Below are 2,324 nucleotides of genomic sequence, written 5' to 3'. Positions count from 1 at the left end.
GAACTGGGCGTCAAGATACTTCAGGCCGTGCATGTCGAAGTCCTTGAGGCTCGTCATGAATTGCGCCCGGGGCTTATCAGCGCCAGCAGCCTCTGCCACGCCACGCGCCACACTGGTGTCAGCCGCCAGCGCTGGAGCAGCTGCCGCCGCTCCTCGCGCTCCGCCATGACCATCAAATCGTATTCCTGTTCCTGCCGCTCGAGACTCGTGTCAAGGCGGCGCACTCTCCTGCGGAGCGCGTCGTTATCCTTCTCGTACTGGCGGCGGGCGTCGCCCCACTTGTCTCCCAGCTCCGCCTCGTGCTGGCGCTCGCTCGCCAGCTCCTGCTCGAGCGCGTCGCGTTCTGCCGTGACCGTGCGCAGCTCCTGCTCCAGGTCAATCTCCCGCTCAACGACTGTAGGATGTCCCCTGAAACCACCGTGCCCGCCTTCAGTGAGCCCCCGATTGTACTGCTTGACGAATTCCCGGACCTCTTGTGCGGTATGGTTGCGGACAACAATCTCGAACGCTTCCATATCGATTTTGAGGTCCCCCGGCTTCATCCTGTGTCCCAGGAAATTCTTCACGCCACGGAGAAAACCAGGGTCCGAGTTCTGCTTGAAAACGACTACCGGATACTTCACGACCGTGGACATCGATGGGAAAGCCCGTACCGCCTCCAACTTAATCAAGTTTCCTCCGGGCGCTCCATCACGAATATCTGCGCCCATTTCTCCTTACGGATTTCGCTCCATTTGCGGTTGAAGACCGGCAAATGGCTGGCAACCGTCTTGGCGTCGTAACCCGTCGCCTCCATGGCTGCGGCCAGCTGGGTCGGCTCGGCCTGTTCCAGCAGCGCTGACAGCATTTCCGCTTCCAGCGGGTCCAGCGCGAATGATGGCGCGGGCTTGTCCAGCGACCACAACCCTTTGGAGCCGCCAAAAACAAGGCGCCTGATTTCGGTTGTGCGTGGCCTCCCTTCATGCTTTCGTATGAGGGCTTCGACCGCCATCTCCAGGTCGATGTTGTAGTCGTGAACGTACTTGTAGAGTTCACGAGCAATTATCGGCGGCGGCACCGCTTCAACTATATTATCAAAGATATAGTCTATCAGGTGGCGATTGCGCTTGAAAAAGCCAGGATAATCTGGCGGCATCAAGCCCCCCTTGTCAAGTATTCAATACTGGGAAGGTCCTCAATATCCCAACCTGTCACGTATTCTTCGTCAGGGTTCCTCACCTGTACGAATTTGGGCCCGATTTCGAGCGTCCAGCCTTGTTCATTTGCGTAGGTCACTATTCCACTCCTGCTCATCTGTTCCTCCCGTTCTTGAGACAAATCGCTGCTTCCTTCACGGTTCTGCGTTGTACACAATATCGGACTCTGGAGATGTTGTTCAGGGTATATACGCGTTACTTCCGACCCGGAAAAACGCTGATTAACAAAAAACGGAACAGGGGTTAACGAGTTTTTGTGAAAGGTGCGGTGGAAACCATTCGAAACAGCCGTTAGGTCCCACTATCAACCTGTAGATTATTGATAGGACCCAAGAAAATGGACCGCGGACGCTGGAGGGAAAAACAGCTCGTGGCCGGGGGGCGGGAGGACTTTCAGACTTCCTTACGGTGACCTTCAGGGCAGGTCCTTCACATGCGCCTCGAGCACGGTAATCGTATTCCGCTGAAAGGGGAAAACCACAATCCCTGTAGAGTAACTTGGGCCTGGGTTCAGGGTAGACATTCGCAACCAGGTAATCAGTTTGTTGTTGAAGGTTACTTATGCGAGGAATAAGGTCCCACGGCGACGGTTTCATACAAGGCTCGCAGGAGCAGTCCTGATGGTCCGGCGAATCCCGTCCTCTTCGTGGACCGTTCTGACAACACTATTTCTTCCACGGGTGAGTCACGTATCCAGTCAGTTTCCTGCCGGAGATTGTATCTATCCGAGAGATATGCCAGACGCTGATTAGAAGATCCCCGCCAGAGAAGGTTAGTGTCCCTCTCTTCGAGCATGAATGGACCGGCAGAGAGCATGTCGGTCAACCTCAGCAGGTGGCTGACCGCCAGCAAATTCGACCGCTTCAGGGCAGCAAGTTCGTATCCAGTGAAAATGAATACTGAGAGGGGTTGTTCGCGCCCTTTGTTGACTAGCTCGATGACGCGAACAATCGCCCCGGCCTGTTCGAAAGGCTCACCACCGCTGAACGTGATTCCTTCAATATCATCAATTGAATTAATCCATTCGGCCAGTGATTCAGGTGCTATGATGCGCTTTGCCTCGTGTGGGTGGGTAAAGGCATTGTAACAGCCCGGGCAGCCGATGGTACATCCCTGAACCCAGATGAC

General features: G+C 55.3%; 3 protein-coding genes. All 3 read right to left on the bottom strand.

The window, feature by feature from the left end:
* Positions 1–53: 53 nt before the first annotated feature.
* The gene (locus tag QGG57_06745) at positions 54–635 is read right to left on the bottom strand and encodes a hypothetical protein (protein MDP7007861.1); all 582 of its coding nucleotides are present in this window, start codon (positions 633–635) and stop codon (positions 54–56) included.
* 32 nt (positions 636–667) lie between these two features.
* Positions 668–1,135: a hypothetical protein gene (locus QGG57_06740; GenBank protein MDP7007860.1), complete on the bottom strand. Its 468-nt coding sequence runs from the start codon at positions 1,133–1,135 to the stop codon at positions 668–670.
* Positions 1,136–1,751: 616 nt separating this feature from the next.
* Positions 1,752–2,324: 4Fe-4S single cluster domain-containing protein (locus QGG57_06735; GenBank protein MDP7007859.1), on the bottom strand; the 573-nt coding region annotated here is incomplete at its 5' end.

Source organism: Candidatus Poseidoniia archaeon (assembly GCA_030748895.1).
GTDB lineage: Archaea > Thermoplasmatota > Poseidoniia > MGIII > CG-Epi1 > UBA8886.
This window is presented reverse-complemented; position numbering and strand designations above follow the sequence as displayed.

Bases quoted from the DNA above. Each gene is read 5' to 3' on its own strand.
- QGG57_06745 (MDP7007861.1), bottom strand. From the start codon at position 635: ATGTCCACGGTCGTGAAGTATCCGGTAGTCGTTTTCAAGCAGAACTCG.
- QGG57_06740 (MDP7007860.1), bottom strand. From the start codon at position 1,135: ATGCCGCCAGATTATCCTGGCTTTTTCAAGCGCAATCGCCACCTGATA.